Origin of the sequence: Uliginosibacterium paludis (assembly GCF_039631355.1) — a bacterium.
GTDB classification, from domain to species: Bacteria; Pseudomonadota; Gammaproteobacteria; order Burkholderiales; family Rhodocyclaceae; genus Uliginosibacterium; species Uliginosibacterium paludis.
This window is the reverse complement of the sequence record NZ_JBDIVF010000001.1, coordinates 28,295-49,999: the sequence shown is the minus strand read 5'-3', so window position 1 is coordinate 49,999 and position 21,705 is coordinate 28,295. Positions and strand designations below refer to the sequence as shown.

Here is a 21,705-nt window from a genome sequence, read left to right as displayed (position 1 = left end):
GCACAGCATCTGAAGTGAATGCGGACAGGACTGAGTTTTCAGTCCTGTCCGTGTTTTTGAGTCCTGCCATACGCAGGACTACTGTTTGAATCGAATGGTATGAATTCACAGAACAATAACGGGCTGCACGTGGTCACCGAGCCGCAGTCTGAAACGAGGGGAACCCAGGCCGAAACAGCACGCGTTGTAGAGACGCCTTCCAAGCCTGATTCAGGACTGATTTGCTTGGTCATGCTCGCCCGCTTCCACGCACTGGCAGCAGACCCCGACCAGCTCGCGCACGAGTTTCGCTCGGGCACGGAAGGTTTCAGCCGCACCGACATCCTGCTGGCTGCCAAGAAACTCGGGTTATCGGCCAAGTGCGCCAGGCCCGATCTGAACCGCTTGGGCACCACGCCCTTGCCGGCCATTGCTCCGTGCAAGGACGGCGGCTTCATCATCCTTGCGCGCATCGAGAACGCCGAGGCCAGTGCCGACGCTTCTGCCGCTGGCGGCCCCCGCATCCTCATTCACGATCCGCTGGTTGAGCGTCCCGAAGTCCTGTCACTGTCGGACTTCGAAGCCCGCTGCAGCGGCGAGCTGATCCTCTTCACCTCGCGCGCCTCGCTGGCCGGTGAACTCGCCAAGTTCGACTTCAGCTGGTTCGTACCCGCCGTGGTCAAGTACCGCAAGCTGCTGCTCGAAGTACTGCTGGTGTCGATCGTGCTGCAATGCTTCGGGCTCGTCACGCCGCTCTTCTTCCAAGTTGTGACTGACAAGGTGCTGGTCCATCGCGGCCTGTCCACGCTGGATGTGGTCGCCATCGGCCTGATTACCGTCACCGTCTTTGAAGTGGCGCTCACCGCGCTGCGCACTTACGTCTTCGCTCACACCACCAGCCGAATCGACGTTGAACTCGGCGCTCGACTGTTCCGCCATCTGCTGAACCTCCCGCTGGCCTATTTCCAGGCTCGCCGGGTAGGGGATTCGGTGGCCCGCGTGCGTGAGCTGGAGAACATCCGCTCTTTCCTCACCGGCAACGCCATCACGCTGGTACTGGATCTGCTCTTCTCGGTGATCTTCATCGCCGTGATGCTCTTTTACAGCATACCGCTGACCCTCATCGTCATCCTCTCGCTGCCTTGTTACGCACTGATCTCGGCCAGCATCATCCCGGTACTCCGCGGCCGCCTACAGGAGAAGTTCAACCGCGGTGCCGAGAACCAGGCCTTCCTCGTCGAAACAATCTCCGGCATCGATACCGTCAAGGCCATGGCGGTCGAGCCGCAATGGACCCGCAAGTGGGATCAGCAACTGGCCGCCTACGTCTCTGCCGGCTTCCGCACCGTGTCGCTGAGTACAGTGGCCAACGCCGGCGTCAGCTTCATCAGTAAGCTGGTGACCGCCCTCACCATGTACTTCGGCGCCAAGCTCGTTATCGAAGGCAAGCTCTCCATCGGCCAACTCATCGCCTTCAATATGCTCGCCGGACATGTCTCTCAGCCCGTGATGCGACTGGCGAACCTGTGGACCGAGTTCCAGCAGACCGGCATCTCGGTGCAGCGCCTGGGGGACATCCTCAACACCCGCAGCGAAGTAGCCAACGCGAAGAGTGCGTTGCCGCCGATCAAGGGCCAGATCGTGTTCGATGCGGTGAGCTTCCGGTATCGCCCTGAGGCTCAGCCGGTTTTGCAGGACGTGAGCCTTACCATCCAGCCTGGTGAGGTCATTGGCATCGTCGGCCGCTCCGGCTCAGGCAAGAGCACGCTCACCAAGCTCGTGCAGCGCCTTTACGTACCGGAGCGCGGTCGTGTGCTGGTCGACGGCGTCGACCTCGCGCTTGCAGAGGCTTCGTCACTGCGTCGCCAGATCGGCGTGGTGCTGCAGGACAATGTACTTTTCAACCGTTCGATTCGCGACAACATCGCTCTTGCAGACCCTGGCGCGCCGCTGGACGCCGTGCTGCGATCTGCCCAGTTGGCGGGCGCCCACGAATTCATCACCGAGTTGCCCGAGGGCTATGACACGCTCGTCGGCGAGCATGGCTCCACCCTCTCCGGTGGCCAGCGCCAGCGCATCGCCATTGCCCGGGCGCTTATGAGCAACCCGCGCGTGCTGATCTTCGATGAAGCCACCAGCGCGCTCGATTACGAATCCGAACGCATCATCCAGCAGAACATGAAAGCCATCTGCAAGGGTCGCACTGTGCTGATCATCGCCCACCGCCTCTCGGCCGTGCGCGACGCGAATCGCATCATCGTAATGGAGCGCGGCCAGATCGTTGAAGAGGGTAGCCACGCCGTGCTGGCTACCCGCGAAGGCGGCCACTACGCCAAGCTCTACCGCATGCAGCAAGGTTGAAGCCCTATGAGCTTGACACTCCGACTCCAGGCCACGGCCGATCTCCTGAAGCGCTACGGCGCAATCTTCAAACATGCCTGGGGCCAACGCCACGCCATGGCTGGCCCTGGCTTTACCCGGCAGGAGGCCGAATTTCTGCCTGCGGCTCTTTCTTTGCAGGAAACCCCGATCTCGCCCGCGCCTCGGGTCGCCATGTGGACGCTGATTGCCTTCGCGCTCTGTGCCTTGCTCTGGACAGTCTTTGGCAAGATCGACATCGTTGCCACCGCCGCCGGCAAGATCGTGCCCAATAGCCGCACTAAGACCATTCAGCCCTTCGAGCGCTCGACCATCAAGGCCATTCGCGTGCAGGATGGACAACACGTCAAAGCTGGCGAAGTGCTGATCGAGCTCGATGCGACCATTACCAGCGCCGAGCGTGACCGCCTCACTCGCGAGCTCGCCTCGGCCCGCCTGCAAGTCCTGCGCGCCCAGAGCCTGCTCACCGCACTCGACACGGGCAAGCTTCCCCAGCCAACCCGACCGGACCACACCCCCGAAGAGCATTGGCAGGAAAGCCTGCGCCTGCTGGAAGGCCAATACCGCGAATACACCGACAAGCGAACCCGTCTTGAGTCGGACGTTGCCCAGAGAGAAGCGGAGCAACACTCCACTCAGGAGCTGGTTCGCAAGCTGGAACAGACGATGCCAATCGTCAGGCAAAGGGCAGAAGACTACAGAAACCTGGCGGACAAGAATTTCATTTCGCGTCATGGATATTTGGAAAAAGAGCAGGCCCGCATAGAGCTTGAGGCGGATCTCGCCACTCAGCGCAGCCGCCTCACCGAGCTTGCAGCTGCATTGCAGACCGCCCGCCTCGCACGCAGCGCTCTGAGCTCGGAAACGCGCCGCATCCAGCTCGACAGCATCAACGAAGGCATGCAGAAAGCCTCCAGCCTGGAGCAGGAGCTCCTGAAAGCAGATTCGCGCAACCAGCAAAACGTGCTCACCGCTCCGGTCGATGGCACTGTGCAGCAGCTCGCAGTGCACACCGTTGGCGGTGTGGTGAAGGAAGCCGACCCGCTGATGCTGATCGTGCCTGCTGATGAATCCATCGAAATCGAAGCCATGCTCGAGAACAAGGACGTCGGCTTCGTACGGGCCGGCCAGGAAGCCGAGGTCAAGATCGAAACCTTCCAGTACACCAAGTACGGCACCATTCCCGCCAAAGTTATCTCGGTTTCAAACGACGCCATCAACGATGAGAAGCGTGGATTGATCTATGCGACCCGCATCAAGCTCGACCGCTCAACATTGGACGTGGATGGTCACGAGGTGCGTATGAGTCCGGGCATGGCGGTAGGCGTGGAGATCAAGACAGGAAAGCGCCGCGTGATCGAATACTTCCTCTCGCCACTCATGCAGTACGGGCATGAAAGCCTGAAGGAGCGTTGAGGAATCAGCTTTCGGGCTGGTTTCATCGTGCCTGGGAGGATTTTGTTGTGGTAATCAGGCGACCAGGCGTGAGCCGCTCGAATGCGCGAGCGCTTGCGTTGGCTTTTCGTATTGGAGAAGTGCAGGTGTGGGCTTGTAGAGGCGTTCAAGTGTATGAATCTTTGTAGCTTCCAATGAGACCAGCCTGGGCACCATAGCTTCGCAAAAGCTAGTCTCCGCGAGCAGTTGTGCTACAATGGCGCCCAGCACGCAATGGTGTTACACAAGTCGATTTCATGGATTTTGTAACACGTTGATTTTTAGAGATAATTTTTTTTGTGGGTGGAGTCCCGTCCACTCCGCCAGCATCCTCAGAGACTGATATCAGCGCAGTCCTCATCCCGAAAAGATCCCCTCTTCAAGTCATTGCCGTGCGTGTGTCACGCTGCGACATGATTCCCCGTTTTCGTTGCGCAAGCCGCATGGCGGTTCGACGAGTGAGGCAGGTCCGCGAACACGTGTTTTCACTTCTCTCGCGGCCGGTTTCGCTGTTGCCCCTCAGGCCGGCATTATTCAACGGTCGTCGCGGCAGGGTTTTTCCGTGCCCCTTGAAGTCATGTCGTGCCTTGCAGCTCAAGGAGCTCTTGGCGAGAGCCGGTGCCGATGGCAATAATTGCCTGTGTCCTTCGCATTCCGCGTCGCGACGATTTTCCTGCAAGCTGATCGGAAATCCTCTTGAAAACGATTGCTGCGTTGTTCGGTCTTCTGACAACCTTTTCCGCCATCGCGCAGCCTGCTGCGGCCCCGCTTCCGCCCATCGAAAAGGCGGACGAGTCCACGATCGGCTACCAGTCCGTTGATGAAGCGCTTGCTGCCGTTCGGGCGGATCCGCGGGCGCGAGCCCGGGCAGATAGGGATTGGCTGGTCTTCGAGGTGAGCAGGCTTGGGCAGCCGGATCACGCGCTCTGGTACTTCAGCACGCCCGCACAGGCTTCACATCCTTCGGCGATCAAGCGGACCATCCGTGTCAGGGAAGGGCAGGCCGTGATCGATATGGACGTGAAGTGTGATGCTGCGGAGGAGGCCTGCCTGAACATGATCAGGGATTTTCAGCAGATCAACCTCCAGTACCAGAATATGCTGAACAAGCCCTTGTAAGCCGGATATGCAGGCGGAGTCTGCTGCTTTCCAGGTCTGCTGAGGTGGCCGTGCCCTGTCTGGTAAGAGCACTGCGGCGAGCGGGAGTTGGGGGCGAGCAGAACAGCCCGGGAGCTGCCGTTGCGGAAGCAGGCGGAGCCGGGATGCAGGCCGGGATAGCGGAAGCGGGTTTCTTGCGCGCTGCCGGCCCGGCTTTCGTCTGGCACTGCGGATTGCGATTGACCCCGATGGCGGGGTTGGGTGCGCGCCGCCATCATGAAGCGGTCGGGCGAGCTGCTCCGGCGCGACTTCCGAGGCTTGCCTGTACCGATGTCTCTTTCACCTCGTCCCTTTCCGTCTGCCGATGCCGCTGATTTCGGGCGCTTTGTGCGTATCAGCGTCGCGCTGTTCATGGCCGGTTTTGCGACCTTTTCGCTGCTCTATTGCACTCAGCCCTTGCTTCCGGAGTTCGCGGCGGAGTTCCGTCTCAGTCCGGCAGGCAGTTCGCTGGCGCTCTCACTGAGTACTGCCTGTCTGGCGTTTGCCATCCTGTGTGTCGGCGCGCTGTCTGAGAGCATTGGCCGGCGCCGCCTGATGTTCTGCTCGATCTGTCTGGCGGCGCTGCTCAACCTCCTCGCGGCGGTGTCGCCCGGCTGGGGCTGGCTGCTGGCAGCGCGTGCGCTGGAGGGGTTGGCTCTGGGCGGAGTCCCTGCCGTGGCCATGGCCTATCTGGCAGAAGAAACGCCCTCCCGGCGCCTGGGTCTGGCGATGGGGCTCTATGTGGCGGGTACGGCCTTTGGCGGCATGACCGGTCGGGTGGCCATCGGGTTTCTGGCCGCACATGCTGGCTGGCGTGAAGCGATGGCAGGTGTTGCGCTGACGGGTTTTCTGCTGGCGACGGGCTTCGTGCTGCTCTTGCCACCTTCCCGGCATTTTGTTCGGCGTACCGGGCTGGGTCTGGATTTTCATCTGAAGGCCTGGCGTCGTCATCTGTTGCATCCCCAGTTGCCGGCACTGTTCATGATCGGTTTTCTGGCAATGGGCGTTTTCGTGACGCTCTACAACTACATCGGCTTCCGTCTCGTCGGAGAGCCCTGGCACCTGAACCACGCCCAGATCGGGTTGATTTTCATGGCCTATCTTTCGGGCATGGCAGCGTCTCCCTTGGCGGGGGCGCTGGCGGATCGCTGGGGGCGCGCTGCCGTGGCGCTCGGCGGCAGTGTCGTCATGCTGGCAGGCATGTTGCTGACCCTGTCATCGACACTGCCACGCATCATCTGCGGCATCACGCTGCTGACTGCCGGATTTTTCGCCACGCATTCGGTGGCAAGCGCATGGGTCGGGCGTCTGGCCGAGTCGCACAAGGGGCATGCTTCATCACTCTATCTGCTGGGCTATTACCTTGGCTCCAGCGTGCTCGGCTCGCTTGGCGGCTGGTTCTGGGCGGAGGGTGGGTGGGGCGGTGTGGTGTATTCAGGCACGGCACTGATCCTTGTCGTGGTGCTGCTGACGTTCTATCTGCGCAACGAGGAATCGTCGCTGACGCCCTGAAATGTCGTTCCCGGGCGACATGCCGCACAATTCCTGTGGTTTTTCCTGCATTCCATGCACGGCATGCCGATAAAATCGGGAGGCGCCGCAACAGGCGACACTCTTTTCCGCGAGGAGCAATGTCTAAACCCCAGAAATTCCGCCTTGGCCAGCTGCTCATCGAACAGGGCCTGATCTCTTCAGGGCAGCTTGAGGCCGCGCTGGATCAGCAGAAGCAGAGCGGTCGCAAGCTGGGCAGGGTGCTGGTTGACAGCCAGATCGTGACCGAGGAGCTGATCGCACACGCGATTGCACGCCAGCTCGGCATGCCGTATGTGGAGCTGCGTGACCACGAGGCCAATCCGGCCGTGGTCAATCTGCTGCCTGAAACACTGGCTCGCCGCTTTCGCGCCATGGTGCTTGCTGATGAGGCTGGCGGGCTTCTGGTCGGCATGGCGGATCCTTCAGATGTGTTCGCCTACGACGAGATCACGCGCACCCTGAAGCGCGATGTTTCGCTCGCGGTGGTGGCCGAAGGCCAGTTGCTGGCCGCCATCGATCGCCTGTACCGCCGTACCCAGGAGATCGCCGGGCTGGCCAGCGAGTTGCAGCGCGACCTCGGCAGTGCACAGATCGACTTCGGCATGGCTGCGCTGGATGCGGGTGCCGAGGATGCGCCGGTGGTCAAGCTGCTGCAGTCGCTCTTCGAGGACGCGACCCAGGTCAAGGCGTCCGACATCCACATCGAGCCGCAGGAATTGCGCCTGCGCATCCGTTTCCGCATTGATGGCGAGCTGCATCTGCAGACCGAAGTCGACAACCGTGTCGGCCCGGCGCTGGTGCTGCGCCTGAAACTCATGAGCGGGCTGGACATCTCCGAGAAGCGCCTGCCGCAGGACGGCCGCTTCAATGTGCGAATCAAGCAGCAGTCGCTCGACGTGCGCCTCTCCACCATGCCGACGCAATATGGCGAATCGGTGGTGCTGCGTCTGCTGGCGCAGGATGGTGGCCTGCTTGACCTGGCGCGCATCGGCATGCCGGAGAGCATGCTCGCGGCCTACCGCCAGATGATCCATCATTCGTTCGGCATGATCCTCGTGACCGGGCCGACCGGCAGCGGCAAAACCACCACGCTCTACGCCACGCTGGCCGCCCGCAACTCGCCGCATACCAAGATCATCACCATCGAGGATCCGGTCGAATATCGCCTGCCCGGCATCTCCCAGATCCAGGTCAATGACAAGATCGACCTTTCCTTTGCGCGCGTGCTGCGCTCCACCCTGCGGCACGACCCGGACATCGTGCTGGTCGGTGAAATGATCGACTCCGAAACCGCGCAGATCGGTGTGCGCGCGGCCATGACCGGGCACCTGATGCTCTCCACCCTGCACACCAACGATGCCGCGAGTACGCCGCTGCGCCTGCTCGACATGGGCGTGCCGCAATACATGCTGGCCAGCACCTTGCTCGGCGTGATCGCTCAGCGCCTGCTGCGCGTGATCTGCGGCGCCTGCCGCGAAGAATATCTGCCGGACGCCAGCGAGATCGCCTGGCTGCGTCAGGAAATCGGCGACGAGGCCGCGCTGCCCACGCTCTGGCGCGGCAAGGGTTGCTCGCATTGCAACGGCTCGGGCTTTGCCGGACGTGAGGCCATCTACGAGATGCTTGAGATGACGCCGGCATTGGTTGATGCGCTCAACCGCAACCAGGTGGCCGACTTCATGCGGCTGGCACGGCGCCAGATCGCTGGCCGCACCATGCGCTCCCACGCCGTGGCACGCGTGCTGGCGGGTGAAACGACGGTGCATGAAGCTATGCGCACCTCGACCCAGATCGACGACGACTGAGGCCGGCGATGAAGAAATATGCCTATCGCGGACGGGATTCCCAGGGCGGTCTGGTGCAGGGCATCATCGACGCGGCAGACGATTCCGCTGCGGCCGACATCCTGCTCTCGCGCGGCATCACCCCTGTCGATCTCTCGCCGGACCACTCGGGCGGCAATGTGCTGCGCGTGCTGTCGCGTCGTGGCCGGCCGGTCAGCGATGAAGACATCATGTTTTTCAGCCGACAGATGCACACCTTGCTCAAGGCTGGCGTGCCCATCCTGCAGGCGCTCGCCGGGCTGCGTGAATCCGCGACCAATCCGGCATTTTCGGATGTCATCGGTCGCCTGCGGGACAGTCTGGACGCGGGCCGGGAGTTTTCCGCGGCACTCGCGGAGACCGGCGCTTTCGGCAACTTCTACATCCAGATGGTGAGGGTCGGGGAGGCGACCGGCCAGCTTGATCGCATCTTCATGACGCTCTTCGGTCACATGCGTTTCGAGAAGGAGATGCGCACCCGCATCAAGTCCGCCATGCGTTATCCGACCTTTGTCGTGATCGCGCTCACCGCGGCGATGTGCGTCATCAACTGGCTGGTGATCCCGGCTTTCGCCCGCGTCTTCAAGTCCTTCAATGCCCAGTTGCCGCTGATGACGCGGGTGCTCATCACCGTGTCAGACTTCTTCGTCAATTACTGGTGGATGGTGCTGCTCATTGCGGTGGCCCTGGTGCTGGGTATCCGCAGTCTGCTCGCCAGCGCGGGCGGCCGCATGTGGTGGGACCGCTACAAGCTGGGTTTGCCCATTGTCGGCAGCACGATCCGCAAGGCCACGCTTGCCCGCTTTGCCCGCAGCTTCTCGCTCACGCTCTCCAGCGGTCTGCCGGTGCTGCAGGCCTTTGCGGTCGTCTCGCAGGTGGTCGACAACACTTTCATTTCAGCCCGGATCGATGCCATGCGGACGGGCGTGGAGCGCGGCGAGAGCATCCTTCGCGTCGCGGCGGCCTCCCGCATTTTCACGCCGGTCGTGCTGCAGATGATCGCGGTGGGCGAAGAATCCGGTTCCATCGATGATCTGCTGATGGAAGTCGCCGGCATGTATGAGCGCGAGGTCGATTACGAGATCGAAACGCTCTCTGCCCGCATCGAGCCGATCCTGATCGTGTGCCTCGGCGCCATGGTGCTGGTGCTGGCGCTGGGCATCTTCCTGCCGATCTGGGATCTGAGTTCGGCCATGCTGGGCAAGCATTGATGGCGAGCGGGCGCTCTGGCCGCCTCGGCCTGCCGTTGTTTGAAGTCTGCGTCGTGATCGTGGTGGCGGGGCTGGTGCTGGGCGTGCTGATCGAGCGGATCAGTTCCGTGCTGGAGCAAGCGGAGCGGGCCGCCATGGAGCTGACCGTGACCCACCTTCGCAGCGGGCTGCGGCTGGAGAAGGCGCGCCGCATGCTCGCGAGTGAACCCATGAGCACGCTCGCCGGCAGCGATCCGCTGCGTTGGGTTGATGCAGATCCACCACATCTGCCGTCCAATTATTTGCTTGATTTGTTAAAATTGACAAAATCCGGGCGCTGGCTGTTTGACACGGCCAGCCGGGAACTGATTTACCGCCCCGTTCGTCTCCGTCACCTCAAGCTCGAAACAGGGGAGGACGATAAGCGACTGGCGTGGCGGATCGAAATGAAGGCAGGGCAGGCAGAACCGGAACTCCGCCTGCTGACGCCCTACCGCTGGTTTTGATGGTCCGATGATTTGTACCTACTAGGAGAGCGATGCTCATGAAAAAGCAGAACGGTTTTACCCTGATTGAACTCGTCGTGGTGATGGTGATCCTCGGCATCATGGCTGCCGTCGCGCTGCCGAAGTTTGTGAACATGACCGGCCAAGCGCGCCTTGCAAAAATGAATGGTGCGGTTGCGGCAGTGCAATCTTCGATCACCCTGATCCATGCAAAGTGGCTGGCTGCGGGTTCTCCGACCGCGACCGCGGCTGGGACCACTATTTCTTACGAGGGCGGTTCTCTGGACGTATTTACCGACATGGTGAACGGCTATCCGAAGACAACGGCGTTCCAAAGCACAAAGAATATTGCGGGCCTCGATTCAAATTTTGTTACGACAACGGCAGGAACGATTACTGACAAGGACAAGTCAACCTGTTACTTCACGATCGCTGATTCCGCTGGTACCGGAGTTCCACCGGTTGTCACGACGACCAATCTGACCGAAGCCAACTGTCAGTAAGCCGTACTGTTCAGTGAGGCTTCAGAGCGAGGCATGCAGCCTGACGCATCATTTGAGGCCTTGAGTGCAAGGGCTGCCCAGCGACAGGCTGGTTTCACCCTGCCAGAACTCGTCGCCACGATGGTGGTGGTCGGCATCCTGGCGGCGGTGGCCGTGCCACGCTTCATGGACCGGACCGGTTTCGATGTCTTCGGCTATTCGGAATCGGTCCGTGAAGCGCTGCGTTTTGCGCAGAAGTCCGCGATTGCGAAGCGGCGCACGGTCTGTGTGTCGCTTTCCGGCGGCAGCCTGTCGCTGAAGGTCTCGACGAGTTTCGGCGGCAGCTGCACACCGGCGCTGCTGGACCCTTCCAGCGGCCAGGCCTACACGCTCACCGCACGAAGCGGTGTGAGCGTGGCCAATGCGGCCTTCAGTTTCGATGCGCTGGGCAGGCCCAGTGCGCAACAGAGCATTGCCATCAGCGGTGGTGGCGTGAGTCAGAGCGTCGTGGTCGAGGCGGAGACGGGCTATGTGCATTGAGCGCCGTCCGCTTCGGGGCACACGGCAGCGCGGGCTGACGCTGATCGAGCTGGTGGTCTTCATCGTGGTGGTGAGCATCGGCATCGCCGGCATTCTTGGGGTGATGAATCTTTCCACCCGCCACAGCGTGAATCCGATGCTGCTCAAGCAGCAGGTGGCGATCGCCGAATCGCTGCTCGAAGAAATCCGCAGCAAGCCCTTCACCTGGTGCGATCCGGATGACGACAAGGTCATGACCGCCAACAGCGCGGCGGACTGCAGCACACCACAAGGCCTTGCTGCGACGGCGGGCGAGAGCCGCTACAGCCAGCTGACGCCTTATGACAATGTGGGGGACTACAACGGTTTCGCGATGAACAGCGGCATTCTGAATCCGGTGGATGGATCGCTCATCAGCGGTCTGGCGGGCTACAAGGCTGCTGTTGCCGTCAGCCAGGCCGGCAGTGCGCTCGGGCTGGCGGATAACACCGCCGCGCTGCGCATCGATGTGAGCGTGACTGCGCCGGATGGCAATGTCATCACGCTGACTGGGTACCGGAGCCGCAATGCGCCGCGCCTCTGATCGCGCACAGGGCTTCACGCTGATCGAGATGGTGGTGGTCATGACGATCACCGGCATCCTGGTCGCGGTGGTCGCGCTGTTCATCCGCCGGCCGATGGAAGGGCTGATGGATGCGACCCGCCGGGTGGCGCTGGCCGATGCAGCCGACTCCGCGCTGCGACGCATGGCGCGTGACATCCGCGCTGCCTTGCCCAACAGCGTGCGGGTCACGAAAAGCGGCAGCAGCTGGTGCATCGAATATCTGCCGGTGCTGGCGGGTGGGCGTTACTGCGAGGCCAGCGACTGTGGCGCCTTGCCGCTGGATACGGTCGCCGGCAATAGCGCGCTCTCCTTTGCCGGCCCCGCACCGGCGCTGAGCGCGGTTCCGGCCGGAACCGAAGTGGTGATCTACAACCTGGGCGGCTCCGGGCTGGATGCCTATGCTGGTGGCAATGTGGCCGCGCTGGCTTCCATCGGCACCGACCGCCTGCTGTTTTCAGCAGCGAAGACCTTCAGCTACGGTTCGCCAGGCAAGCGTTTCCAGCTCATCGGCAAGCCGGTGAGCTACATCTGTACGAGTGGCGGCTCGCTGGTCCGGGCGTGGAATTACACCCGCCAGAGCGCGCAGCCGATCGCACTGCCATCGGGGGCGACGAGCGCCGTTCTGGCAAGCGGCGTGAGCGCCTGCAATGTGGATTACCAGCAGTCCGCCATCGACCAGAACGGGCTCCTGATCCTGACCCTTCAGCTTGCGGCGAATGACGAAAAAGTGACTTTCAGCCATGCGATCCAGATCGACAATACGCCCTGAGGCCGCGCGCGGCTTCGTGCTGCCGACGGCGATCTTCCTGATCGTGATCATGGCAGCCCTCGGCGCCTTCATCGCCCAGGTGACGGCGGCTGCCAACACTGCCGCCGGGCAGGACATCCAGGGCGCGCGCGCACTGCAGGCGGCGCGCGCCGGCATCGAAGCGGGTCTCTATGCTGTTCGCATCAACGGGATCTGCCCGGGCGGGACGCTGACCTCAATGCCGGGACTCAACGGGCTCAAGGTCACCTGGGCCTGTACTCAATACCAATTCAATGATGCCGGCCAGGCACGAGTGGTCTGGCAGATCACCTCGACCGCCTGCTCGACCAGCGGCGCCAGCTGCCCTTCGAGCAGCGCAGCCGAACTGCAGGGCAGTGACTATGTGGAGCGGCAACTGATCGTGGCGTCTGAGCAATGAAGCTCTTTCTTGCATTCTGTCTGGCCGCACTTTCCGCCCTGTTTCCCGTTGTGGTTCGGGCAGATATCGGTGTCACAAGTGGCGCAGTTGCGAGCGTTACAAGAGCTTCCTATGCGGTTTGGTGGCATGCGCATTCGCTCGAGGTCAGCCCTCCCTCCGGCACTGTGGGGGGGGACGTGCTCGTGGCGCAGATTGTTCTGGCGTCGGATGCCGGCACTTTTTCCGCACCGTCTGGTTGGACGTTGATATCCAAAGCTTCGACGTCATCAAGCGGTATGACGCAATACCTTTACTACCTTAATTTGTCGAGTGCCGCGAGCCCCAGCTACACGTGGACGCGGACAGTTGCTTCGTCGATTTTCGACAACCTCACCATTGCGGGAACTGGTGTCATTTATGCGCTCCGGGGCGCTGTTGTGGCGGACTGCGGCAGCGCGAATACGAGTTCCTGCGGGGGGGCTTTTCAAGGGGGCGGCGGGTCTCAAATCACCACGCCGAACATCAACGGGGTGCAGCCACCGAATTATCCAAGTGGAAGCCTGCACATGGCTTTTTATGCCGCCGCAGATTCGCGTGTAACCTTCTCCCCGCAGGTGACAAGTGTTACGACAGGTACGTATGGAAGCAGCACCGGTTCGGATACAAACGGTGTTGCCATGTCTGCGGTCTATCAGACGCTTGCCTATGATTCTGCGGGCGGAGGATTGGGGGCCAGTATGAGCCGTACTGCAGCGCAGATCGGTGCGACCTTCATCATCAAGGCGGCCCCAGCGCCCACGCTGACCTGTGTTTCCGACAATTTCAATCGAAGCTCCGGAATCGGGACGGACTGGGTGGCGACCAAGGTGTCGGGCAGCTTCACGCCCTCGATCGTCAGTAATCGTCTGCGGCTGACCGAGCAGAACACGCAGCAGTCGACTGCGGTGAGTTTCCAGCGCCTGTTTCCCGGTGCCGGCAACTATCTGCAATTCACTTTCAAGTATTACGCCTACAAGTCGAATGGCAGTACGACCAATCCGGCAGATGGCATCGCGGTGATTCTTTCCGATGCGTCCTATACGCCGCAGCCCGGGGGCTTTGGCGGCTCGCTCGGTTATTCGCCCAAGGCGAGCAGCAGTCTGGCCGGTTTTGCCGGTGGGTGGCTCGGGCTCGGGCTGGATGAGTTCGGCAATTTTTCCAACCGGAATGACAGCGGCCCGTGCTCGCCGGGCCTGACTTGTGCCACCTCCCGCGTGATGCAATCCGTGTCGGTGCGGGGGTCTTCACCGAATTACTACTGGATTCGCGGTACAGGCTCGCTGGCCACGACAGACAGTTCCACAGCGGCCGTGAGCAACAGCACCGGCCATCTGTACCGCGTGACCGTGGATTCGCGCAGCAGTGGCAAGGCAATGTTGACGGTCGAGCGCGATACGAGCGGCACGGGAAACAGTTACGCCACGATCATTCCGAGCACGGATCTGCTGACCTACAGCGGCCAGGCGAGCATTCCCGACAACTTCATCCTTTCGCTGACCGGCTCGACCGGGGATTACACCAACATCCACGAGATCGATGATCTGAACGTCTGCGCCCAGAGCATGAATCCGATGGCCGATCAGATCGACCATTTCCGTCTGGCTGTAACGGACACGCCGCTGACATGCACGCCAGCAAACGTGCAGGTGACGGCCTGCATGGACGCCACCTGCAGCAAGACCTATTCCGGCAGCATTACCGCAACACTGACGCCGACCGGCTGGGTGGGCGGCGACACGCGCAGCTTCAATAGCGGCGATAAGCTTTCGCTCTCGAAAACCACCGCTGGCAGTTACACGCTGGGCGTCAGTGGTTCGACTCCGACGGTGAAGCCTTTCAGCAGCACCCTGTGTTCGATCGCTGGCAGTGCCTATTCCAGCAACTGCAGCCTGAGTTTTTCGGACGCAGGCTTGCTCTATACGGTGCCTGCGCAGACTTCGGGGGTCGATTCCGCCGACATCACGATTACCGCGGCGAAGACCGACGATGTCACGAAGGCATGCGTGCCCGCCTTTACCGGCACGCGCGCGGTGAAGTTCTGGTCGTCCTATGTGAGCCCGGCCAGCGGCACGATGGCACTCGCGGTCAATGGGACGAACGTGGCAACGAGCAGTAGTGGCACATCCCTGAACCTCACCTTTGACGCGAACGCACAGGCGAAGCTGAAAGTGAATTATCCGGATGCCGGTCAGATTTCGCTCAACGCACGTTATGACGGCAGCACTGCGACGGCCGATAGCGGGCTGGTGATGACGGGCAGTTCGACCTTTGCGGTGAAACCTTATGCGCTTTGCGTCGATAGCAGCGCCAGCGGCTGGGCAGCCTGTTCGGCCACGCCAGCAGCGATGGCGGACCCTGCCGCCTGCGCGAAGTGGGCGGTAGCCGGTTCGGCGTTCAATCTGAGAGTAACCGGCAAGGCCGCGACCAGCGGGCAGACGGATGCCTGCAAGATGAACACCACGCCCAACTACATCCAGAGTGGCATCGTGTTGTCATCGACGGTGATCGCGCCGTCTGGCGGGCAGAACGGTGATCTGAGCGTCAAGACGACAAACATCACGTCGGGCGGAACGGCCACGGTGAGCACGACCCTGAGTGAAGTCGGCATGTTCACGCTGAGCGCCACACCGCCTGCCAGCGCCTATTTCGGCCTCACCGTGCCGGCGGGCAGCAACCGCTTTGGCCGCTTTGTGCCGGCGGGTTTCAACGTCAGTGGCACGCTTACCAATCGCTATCAGCAGTCCTGCAGCGTAGCTCCGAGTTATACCTATCTCGGGGAGGCTCTCAAGATGGTGCCTAGCATCAGCGCGGTGAATCTGGCAGGGGGCATCACGCAGAATTACATGGGCAATTACGCTCGCCTGGCGCTTTCACCAGTGAGCGGTGCGGGCGCCAACGGTCTGGCCTTCGGGGCGCAGAGCGGCACGACCCTGCTCAACTCGCGTCTCTCGGCGACCTGCGTCACCTGCGGCAGCTTTGCGAACGGGAGTGCCACGGCTTCCGTTGCGCTGACGGTCGGGCGGGACGCCTCCGGTGCGGTGGACGGCCCCTTCAGCAATGCGCAGATCGGACTTTCGCTGACCGATCCGGATGGCGTCACGGTGCTGAACCCGGATTATCGCTGGAGTCTTTCGGGCAGCCCTGACGCAAAGCTGCTGGGCAGCACGGTGCTCAACTTCGGGCGTATGCGTGTCGAGAACGCCTATGGGACTTCGCTGGTCTCATTGCCGGTGCCGGCCTATGTGCAGATCTGGAACGGCACGAGTTTCGTGAAGCAGACCGATGACAGCTGCACGAAGCTTGTGGTACCCGCAACGATTTCGATGAATACCGGCACGACTACCGCGCTTTTCTGCGGAGGCGGCGTGGGGCTTTATGGCACCCTGAACGGCGTGGCGGCGACGATGAACGCTCAAGTCGCCGGCCAGAGCGTGGCACTGGCTTCAGGTGACGCCCGCCTTGTGCTGGGCAAGCCGGCCAGCGGCAGCAGCGGCTATGTGGACCTGGTGCTCAATGTGCCGGATTACCTGAAGTACAACTGGGACAGCGCTTCGGCCTGCAGCGGCGTGGCGCCTCATGACGACAATCCGCGCGCGCGCATCCGCTTCGGCGCACGCCGCAACAGCTCGGTGATCTACCAGCGCGAAGTGTTCTGAGCAGGCTTCGGCCCGAACAAGAAAAAGGAAGACGCGACAGATGATGTTCGCTCGTAGGAGGAAGACCGGCAGCACGCCCTGGCAGCTGACCACTCAGCCCGGCATGGCGTTGGCATTGCGCCTGGCGGCGCCTCATGCCGGTGAGAAGCCGCGCCTGCTCGGCCTGAAGTCTGACGAGAGTGCGCATCCGCCCGCAGAGCGGCTGGAGGCACTGGCTGCCGGGCTCGGGCTGCGTGGCGACAGTCTGCATCTGCTGCTCGAGCCGGGCAGCTACCAGTTCCTGCAGAGCGAGGTGCCGCAGGTCCCTGCAGAGGAACTCAAGACGGCGCTGCGCTGGACGGTGAAGGACATGCTGAGCCAGCCGCTGGACGACACCACATTCGACGCCTTGCTGCCGGTCGAGAGCGCTCAGCGCGCAGCGATGGCCTATGTGGCGGCTGCGCCCAATGTGCTGATCCGCGCGCGCATGCTGATGTTCCGGCCCTGGAGTTCTGCCGTCGAGCAGATCGGGGTGGCCGAAACCGCGCAGCGCAGCGTGGCTGATGCACTGGAAGAGTCCGGACGCGCGACGGCCGTGCTGGCGATCACGCCGACCGGCTGCATGCTGACGGCCAGTCATGCGGGCGAGCTGTTCTTCGTGCGCAATTTCGATCTCTCCTGCCTGAGTCTGAATGCCTCGGAATCGGTGCGGCGTGACCAGTTCGATCGCCTGGTGCTGGAGCTGCAGCGCTCCTTCGATGTGCTGGAGCGGCAGTTTTCCTCGCGTGCGATTTCCACGCTCTGGATTTCGCCGTTTGCGCATGCCGAAGAGCTGCTCGGGCTGCTGGTCGAGAGCCTCTATCTGCCGGTGCGGATCATCAATCTGGCCGAGCTGGTGGATACCCGCGAATGCCCCTTGCCGGTCAATCCCGACGCACAGGCCGCGCTCTTCCATCTGCTCGGTTTCGCGCTGGGCAGTCAGGCGGTGGGTCGGCAGACGCTGGATCTGGTCAATCCGGCATTGCTTCCGCCCAAGCCTTTCTTCCAGTTCCGCACGATGAGCCTTTCGGTGCTGGTCGTGGCCTGCGTGCTGGCGCTGATTGCCGTGTTCATCCACTCGAGCCTTGCAGGCTATGTGAGCGTGGCGGATGACACCCGGGCGCGGCGCGTGGCGCGCGAGGCACAGGTCAAGGCGCAATCCGCGAAGCTCACGGTGCGCAAGAGTGATCCGCTGCTGGCTGAAGAGCTGGAACGTGTTCGCGGTGAAGTGCAGCGGCTGCGTCGGGTCGAGTCAACCGTGCTGACGCCCGCTTCGCAGACGGCCGCGGCCGGTGCCAGCCTTGGCGCGCTAAGTGCGGCGGTGGTCGATGGTGTCTGGTTGCGCCAGATCGAATTCAGCAACGGCCGGCTCTCGGTTGAGGGCTACGCCACCCAAGCCGAACGGATTCCGCTCTACCTGGAGCGCCTGCAGGCACAGCCGGCATTTGCCGGACAACGGTTCGAGAGTTTCGAACTGGGGCGGGAGCGTTTCGGTGAGGGTGCTGCGGCGCGTGATGCGCTTGTCTTCAAGCTGCAGTCAGGCGAGGGGAAGAAGCCATGAAAAAGCTCTGGCTGAAACTGGCTGACCGCTTCGACGCGATGATGCCGCGCGAGCGCCTGATGGTCTTCCTCGCGCTGATCGCGGTGGTGTCGGCCATCTTCTATTTCTGGTCGCTCAATCCTGCACTGGTCCGCTACCAGCTTGTACAGCAGCAGATGCAGCAGGATGAAAAACTGCTTCGGGGGCTGGATGAGGAGGAGCTGGCGCTGATCCGCGCGGCCAGCGCTGATCCGGATGCCGCCGTGCGGGCGCAGATCGAGGCCTCGCGGCAGGAGCTTGCGGCCGTGCAGGCCGAGCTGGGCGGGGCGGGTGGAAAGCTCGTCGAACCGGCGCAGGCCGCCCGCATGCTGCGCGACCTGATCAAAGCGCAGGGCGGCAGTGTGGAGCTGGTTTCCATGCAGGCTGGCGAAGTGCAGAACCTCCTGGTCGACAGCGAAAGCACAAGCAGACCGGCGCCAGCCGTGGCGGCCGAGGGCGGACTCAAGGGGCTTTATCGGCACAGGCTCCGGCTTGCGCTGCGGGGCGATTACGCGGCCCTGAACCGCTATGTGGGGCAACTTGAAAAACTGCCCTGGAACATGCAGGTGGCCGAGTTGAAGCTGAGCAGCGAACGCTGGCCACAGGCCCGCCTGGAACTTGTCCTTCATGTCATCAGTCTGGAGCGCGCATGGCTCGCTTTCTGATTTTTCTAGCGATGACGATGTCATCCATGCTGGCGCAGGCCCAGAGTGATCCGCTGCGCCCGCCGGCGAACTTCAGTACGACGGATGGCACGGCGCCGGCAAGAGACGCGTCCGAGCTGGTGCTGCAATCCGTGCTGATTGCAGCCGGGCATCGTGAAGCGGTCATCAGTGGTCGCACCGTGAGCGTCGGGCAGAGCATCCAGGGTTACCGGCTCAAGTCGCTCGACGAACGCAGCGCCCGGCTGGTGGGGCCGCAGGGCGAACTCCGTCTGCAACTCAATTCCGTCCAGATTCAATCCCGTGAGGTGTTGGCGCGCCCGGCACCGACCAGACAGGCAGGTCACAAACCATGAAAAAAAGAAACCTATCCCTGATTCTTGCTTCGGCGCTGCTCGCCGCCTGTGCGTCTTCACCGCGCGTCTATGAGAAGCCGCGTGATGCCATCCGTGCCGAGATCGAAGCCGCAGCAAATGCCGCACAATCGGCGCCTTCCGATCGCCCGGCCAACGCCTTTCCTTCGTTGCGGATGGATGCGCAGGAGGCGCCTGCGAAGCTTTCCGAGCGGCGCTTCGATCTGATCGTGAATCATGCCCCGGCCCGCCAGGTATTCCTGAGCATCGTGTCCGACACTCGCTATTCGATGCTGCTGCCGCCCGATCTGGATGGCGAGATCACGGTGAGTTTGAAGGACGTGACCATGGGCGAGGCGTTGGCGGCGCTGCGCAGGATTTACGGTTACGAGTACCGCGTCGAGGGGCGGCAGATCTTCATCCAGCCGCGCAGCATGCAGACGCGGATCATGAAGATCAATTACCTCAACGCGGTGCGCCGGGGCACGTCGGACATCCGCGTGCTTTCCGGTTCGGTCGGGGACTCCACCAGCGGATCGAGTTCCGGCTCGAATACTTCTTCCGGCAGCACCTCCGGCTCGCAGACGAGCCTCGTTACCAGCAAGATCAGCACGAGCTCGCAGAGCGATTTCTGGAGCGAACTGCAGATGGCAGTGACGGCGATCGTGGGGGCAGGGGATGGCCGCAGCGTGGTCGTGAGTCCGCAGAGCGGCGTCATCGTGGTGCGCGCCATGCCGGCCGAGATCGCGAATGTCGAGGATTTCCTGAAGGCCTCGCAGCTCGCGCTGGAGCGCCAGGTGATCATTGAGGCGAAGATCATCGAGGTGACGCTGAGCGATCAGTTCCAGGCCGGTATCAACTGGGCCGCGTTCGGCGGCAATCGCCTTACCGTTGGCCAGCTCAGGCCGGGCAGCACGATGTCGCAGGGCGGCAGCATCACCACGACGCCCATCACCAGTGCCGCGGCACGCACGATCGGGAATGCGAGTGATGCGGCGGGCTCCATGTTCGGCATGGTGCTGCGCACCGCGAACTTCTCCGCCGTGCTCAATCTGCTGGAGGAGCAAGGGCAGGTACATGTGCTCTCCAGCCCGCGTGTCGCGACACTGAACAACCAGAAAGCGGTATTGAAGGTCGGCAGTGACGACTTCTTCGTGACCGAAGTCAGCACGAACTCGACAACCAACTCCAATGGCTCGCAGAACGTTTCACCCAAGCTCACGCTGCAGCCCTTCTTTTCCGGCATCTCGCTGGATGTGACGCCCCAGATCGACGAGGCCGATCAGATCACGCTGCATGTGCATCCGATGGTCAGCAAGGTCACCAGCGTGACGCAGGAAATCGATCTGGGCACGCTGGGCAACTTCAAGCTGCCGCTGGCATCCAGCCAGGTCAGCGAGATGGACAGCGTGGTCAAGGCACTCGATGGCCAGATGGTGGCCCTGGGAGGGCTGATCCGGCAAGGCTCCAACAGTTCGGATTCGCAGATCCCCGGAGTGGGGGACGTGCCGGTACTGGGGCGCCTCTTCAAGCAGCAATCCCGCGACCAGGAGCGGCGCGAGCTGGTGATCCTGTTGCGTCCGACGGTTGTTCAGGCTGCCAGCGACTGGAGCGAAGACGTTCAGCAGAGTCGCCAGCGGGTGGATCGTTTGCTGGACGAGCGGAACATGCGCTGAAGCTGCCTGACTTGAACCAGGCCCTGCCAGTCATGCTGGCAGGGCTTTTTGCATTATGGAGCAGGCTGTCTGACAGCCTGATGTGCTCCGCCCGGATCGTTTTTTCCGCCGCTTGTCCTCGAACGGAAAACAGTTGATGCCCGTCAAACCCTTGCTGCAAGGCGCTTGTAAATCCGCTTTATTCCGCAATCAAACACTCCGATTGGATGATTTCGGGTTGCTTGCATAAGATTCAACTCAAGCACTTCTGACGTGCGTATTGAACAGAGAAAGAGAGGCTTCAAATGGTACCCAGTTTCGGCTTGTTTGAATTCGAACCCTCGCGCAAGGCTTTTGTGAGCGCTGAAGATCAGGAGCGCGCGGGTTATTTGTCCGAAGTCGTGCTGAACAGCACCGAATTCGGCGCTGGCAACAACAATGAGGCAGAAGCCCGTCATCTGCAGTCGATGACCCGCAGCCTCTTCTGATATCCCCGCACCGGTTTCAGAGCCAGAAAGCCCGCCTTGGCGGGCTTTCTGCTTTTCTGGAAAGCATTTTGCCAGGCTGTTTTTCGCGGCCAGTTTAAATAATATTTAATCGATCAAATAACAAACCTGATCGTCAGTGTATTCGTCAAAGCCTTTCCTGAAGAGGCTTGTAAGCTGGCTTTATTTCCTGATCAAACACTCCGATTGGATCAGCGGGAGGAATTTGAATATGATTCAACTCAAGCACTGCCCAGGTGCGTATTGAACAGAGAAAGAGAGGCTTCAAATGGTACCCAGCTTCGGTTTGTTTGAATTCGAACCCTCCCGCAAGGCTTTTGTGAGCGCTGAAGATCAGGAACGTGCGGGCTATCTTTCCGAAGTCGTGCTCAACAGCACTGAATTCGGTGCAGGCAATAACGAGGCAGAAGCCCGTCATCTGCAGTCAATGACACGCAGCCTGTTCTGAAACTCGCGCACCGGCCGGTGCGTGAATGAGGAAGTTG

General features: G+C 61.8%; 19 protein-coding genes. All 19 read left to right on the top strand.

The window, feature by feature from the left end; all coding sequences use genetic code 11:
* Positions 1 to 99 precede the first annotated feature (99 nt).
* The 19 genes from ABDB87_RS00215 to ABDB87_RS00125 all read left to right on the top strand — a co-directional run bounded on the left by ABDB87_RS00215 (position 100) and on the right by ABDB87_RS00125 (position 21,668).
* Positions 100 to 2,340 (top strand): type I secretion system permease/ATPase, encoded by a 2,241-nt coding sequence (locus tag ABDB87_RS00215; RefSeq protein WP_345923016.1) that lies wholly within the window; start codon positions 100 to 102, stop codon positions 2,338 to 2,340.
* A 6-nt stretch (positions 2,341 to 2,346) separates the two neighbouring features.
* Positions 2,347 to 3,774 (top strand): HlyD family type I secretion periplasmic adaptor subunit, encoded by a 1,428-nt coding sequence (locus ABDB87_RS00210; protein WP_345923014.1) that lies wholly within the window; start codon positions 2,347 to 2,349, stop codon positions 3,772 to 3,774.
* A gap of 714 nt (positions 3,775 to 4,488) precedes the next feature.
* Complete coding sequence (locus ABDB87_RS00205) at positions 4,489 to 4,911, top strand: hypothetical protein (RefSeq protein WP_345923012.1); 423 nt, start codon at positions 4,489 to 4,491, stop codon at positions 4,909 to 4,911.
* Between the two features lie 309 nt (positions 4,912 to 5,220).
* The gene (locus tag ABDB87_RS00200; protein ID WP_345923011.1) at positions 5,221 to 6,441 is read left to right on the top strand and encodes an MFS transporter; all 1,221 of its coding nucleotides are present in this window, start codon (positions 5,221 to 5,223) and stop codon (positions 6,439 to 6,441) included.
* Between the two features lie 119 nt (positions 6,442 to 6,560).
* The gene (locus tag ABDB87_RS00195; protein ID WP_345923009.1) at positions 6,561 to 8,267 is read left to right on the top strand and encodes a GspE/PulE family protein; all 1,707 of its coding nucleotides are present in this window, start codon (positions 6,561 to 6,563) and stop codon (positions 8,265 to 8,267) included.
* A gap of 8 nt (positions 8,268 to 8,275) precedes the next feature.
* Positions 8,276 to 9,496, top strand: coding sequence for a type II secretion system F family protein (locus tag ABDB87_RS00190; protein WP_345923007.1), 1,221 nt, complete (start codon positions 8,276 to 8,278; stop codon positions 9,494 to 9,496).
* Positions 9,496 to 9,981 carry a hypothetical protein gene (locus ABDB87_RS00185; RefSeq protein ID WP_345923005.1) on the top strand — a complete coding sequence of 162 codons (486 nt, stop codon included), beginning with the start codon at positions 9,496 to 9,498 and terminating at the stop codon, positions 9,979 to 9,981. The genes ABDB87_RS00190 and ABDB87_RS00185 overlap by 1 nt, the downstream gene beginning before the upstream one ends.
* Positions 9,982 to 10,019: 38 nt before the next feature.
* A complete protein-coding gene (locus tag ABDB87_RS00180; protein ID WP_345923004.1) occupies positions 10,020 to 10,484 on the top strand; it encodes a type II secretion system protein in 465 nt (154 codons plus the stop codon).
* Positions 10,485 to 10,544: 60 nt separating this feature from the next.
* A complete protein-coding gene (locus ABDB87_RS00175; RefSeq protein ID WP_345923002.1) occupies positions 10,545 to 11,003 on the top strand; it encodes a pilus assembly FimT family protein in 459 nt (152 codons plus the stop codon).
* Positions 10,993 to 11,565: a prepilin-type N-terminal cleavage/methylation domain-containing protein gene (locus ABDB87_RS00170; protein ID WP_345923001.1), complete on the top strand. Its 573-nt coding sequence runs from the start codon at positions 10,993 to 10,995 to the stop codon at positions 11,563 to 11,565. The genes ABDB87_RS00175 and ABDB87_RS00170 overlap by 11 nt, the downstream gene beginning before the upstream one ends.
* Complete coding sequence (locus ABDB87_RS00165; RefSeq protein ID WP_345923000.1) at positions 11,549 to 12,355, top strand: prepilin-type N-terminal cleavage/methylation domain-containing protein; 807 nt, start codon at positions 11,549 to 11,551, stop codon at positions 12,353 to 12,355. Before ABDB87_RS00170 ends, ABDB87_RS00165 begins: the two co-directional genes overlap by 17 nt.
* Entirely contained in the window at positions 12,327 to 12,773 is a 447-nt protein-coding gene (locus ABDB87_RS00160) for a hypothetical protein (RefSeq protein ID WP_345922999.1), read from the top strand. The genes ABDB87_RS00165 and ABDB87_RS00160 overlap by 29 nt, the downstream gene beginning before the upstream one ends.
* Before the next feature lie 716 nt (positions 12,774 to 13,489).
* Positions 13,490 to 16,447 (top strand): DUF6701 domain-containing protein, encoded by a 2,958-nt coding sequence (locus ABDB87_RS00155; RefSeq protein WP_345922998.1) that lies wholly within the window; start codon positions 13,490 to 13,492, stop codon positions 16,445 to 16,447.
* 40 nt (positions 16,448 to 16,487) lie between these two features.
* Complete coding sequence (locus ABDB87_RS00150) at positions 16,488 to 18,026, top strand: PilN domain-containing protein (protein ID WP_345922996.1); 1,539 nt, start codon at positions 16,488 to 16,490, stop codon at positions 18,024 to 18,026.
* Positions 18,023 to 18,709, top strand: a complete 687-nt coding sequence (locus tag ABDB87_RS00145; RefSeq protein WP_345922994.1) for a hypothetical protein — start codon at positions 18,023 to 18,025, stop codon at positions 18,707 to 18,709. The genes ABDB87_RS00150 and ABDB87_RS00145 overlap by 4 nt, the downstream gene beginning before the upstream one ends.
* Positions 18,694 to 19,062, top strand: a complete 369-nt coding sequence (locus ABDB87_RS00140) for a hypothetical protein (protein ID WP_345922993.1) — start codon at positions 18,694 to 18,696, stop codon at positions 19,060 to 19,062. The genes ABDB87_RS00145 and ABDB87_RS00140 overlap by 16 nt, the downstream gene beginning before the upstream one ends.
* A complete protein-coding gene (gene mshL / locus ABDB87_RS00135; protein WP_345922991.1) occupies positions 19,059 to 20,735 on the top strand; it encodes a pilus (MSHA type) biogenesis protein MshL in 1,677 nt (558 codons plus the stop codon). Before ABDB87_RS00140 ends, mshL begins: the two co-directional genes overlap by 4 nt.
* A 284-nt stretch (positions 20,736 to 21,019) precedes the next feature.
* On the top strand, positions 21,020 to 21,202 hold the full coding sequence (locus tag ABDB87_RS00130; RefSeq protein WP_345922989.1) for a hypothetical protein: 183 nt from the start codon (positions 21,020 to 21,022) through the stop codon (positions 21,200 to 21,202).
* A gap of 286 nt (positions 21,203 to 21,488) precedes the next feature.
* Positions 21,489 to 21,668 (top strand): hypothetical protein, encoded by a 180-nt coding sequence (locus tag ABDB87_RS00125; protein WP_345922987.1) that lies wholly within the window; start codon positions 21,489 to 21,491, stop codon positions 21,666 to 21,668.
* Positions 21,669 to 21,705: the final 37 nt, after the last annotated feature.